This is a genomic window from Acinetobacter sp. YH12045 (assembly GCF_013419925.1).
GTDB classification, from domain to species: domain Bacteria; phylum Pseudomonadota; class Gammaproteobacteria; order Pseudomonadales; family Moraxellaceae; genus Acinetobacter; species Acinetobacter amyesii.
Genome location: NZ_VOZE01000037.1, coordinates 1 through 1,659, shown reverse-complemented (window position 1 = coordinate 1,659; position 1,659 = coordinate 1). Strand labels below are relative to the sequence as shown.

At 45.0% G+C, this 1,659-nt stretch carries 2 protein-coding genes; one reads left to right on the top strand and one right to left on the bottom strand.

The window, feature by feature from the left end:
- Positions 1 to 192: 192 nt before the first annotated feature.
- Complete coding sequence (locus FTU02_RS16230) at positions 193 to 1,008, top strand: APH(3')-I family aminoglycoside O-phosphotransferase (protein WP_000018323.1); 816 nt, start codon at positions 193 to 195, stop codon at positions 1,006 to 1,008.
- 136 nt (positions 1,009 to 1,144) lie between these two features.
- Here FTU02_RS16230 and FTU02_RS16225 read toward each other — a convergent pair whose 3' ends face one another.
- Entirely contained in the window at positions 1,145 to 1,546 is a 402-nt protein-coding gene (locus FTU02_RS16225) for a LysR substrate-binding domain-containing protein (RefSeq protein WP_001183556.1), read from the bottom strand.
- Between the last annotated feature and the right edge of the window lie 113 nt (positions 1,547 to 1,659).

Below are 1,659 nucleotides of genomic sequence, written 5' to 3'. Positions count from 1 at the left end.
GTACCAGCGTACGGCCCACAGAATGATGTCACGCTGAAAATGCCGGCCTTTGAATGGGTTCATGTGCAGCTCCATCAGCAAAAGGGGATGATAAGTTTATCACCACCGACTATTTGCAACAGTGCCGATAAAAATATATCATCATGAACAATAAAACTGTCTGCTTACATAAACAGTAATACAAGGGGTGTTATGAGCCATATTCAACGGGAAACGTCTTGCTCGAGGCCGCGATTAAATTCCAACCTGGATGCTGATTTATATGGGTATAGATGGGCTCGCGATAATGTCGGGCAATCAGGTGCGACAATCTATCGATTGTATGGGAAGCCCGATGCGCCAGAGTTGTTTCTGAAACATGGCAAAGGTAGCGTTGCCAATGATGTTACAGATGAGATGGTCAGACTAAACTGGCTGACGGCATTTATGCCTCTTCCGACCATCAAGCATTTTATCCGTACTCCTGATGATGCATGGTTACTCACCACTGCGATCCCCGGGAAAACAGCATTCCAGGTATTAGAAGAATATCCTGATTCAGGTGAAAATATTGTTGATGCGCTGGCAGCGTTCCTGCGCCGGTTGCATTCGATTCCTGTTTGTAATTGTCCTTTTAACAGCGATCGCGCATTTCGTCTCGCTCAGGCGCAATCACGAATGAATAACGGTTTGGTTGATGCGAGTGATTTTGATGACGAGCGTAATGGCTGGCCTGTTGAACAAGTCTGGAAAGAAATGCATAAGCTTTTGCCATTCTCACCGGATTCAGTCGTCACTCATGGTGATTTCTCACTTGATAACCTTATTTTTGACGAGGGGAAATTAATAGGTTGTATTGATGTTGGACGAGTCGGAATCGCAGACCGATACCAGGATCTTGCCATCCTATGGAACTGCCTCGGTGAGTTTTCTCCTTCATTACAGAAACGGCTTTTTCAAAAATATGGTATTGATAATCCTGATATGAATAAATTGCAGTTTCATTTGATGCTCGATGAGTTTTTCTAATCAGAATTGGTTAATTGGTTGTAACACTGGCAGAGCATTACGCTGACTTGACGGGACGGCGCTTCCCTACCCTCATGGCCGCCTCCCAGGAATCGACCCAGGTGCTTATCGTGGACATAATCCTTTACTCATAAATTTATCTTATTCCATTATTGTACCTGTCACGCAAAACTTGCAGAAAAGCCATAAACGCAGGAGAATCCTGTCGGCGGTGAGGATAATAAATATGGTAGCCGTCAAAATATGGACACCACTCGGTCAGAACAGCAATCAGCTTGCCGCTTTTGATATATCCATCTGCAACATACTCGGGAATATAGGCAATCCCCAGCCCGTCTAATGCTGCATCGAGCTGATGAATCGTGCTGTTCGCAATATATTGCCCTTTGACTTTCAGACTGAATTTCTGAGCATCTTTCTCGAATTCCCAGGCGTACAATCCACTCGTATCAGAATAGCGGACGTTAATGCAGTTGTGGTTCAAAAGATCCTGCGGCTTCCTGGGCTTAGCATAACGCTTAAAATGGCACTGTTGCAAAGTTAGCGATGAGGCAGCCTTTTGTCTTATTCAAAGGCCTTACATTTCAAAAACTCTGCTTACCAGGCGCATTTCGCCCAGGGGATCACCATAATAAAATGCTGAGGCCTGGC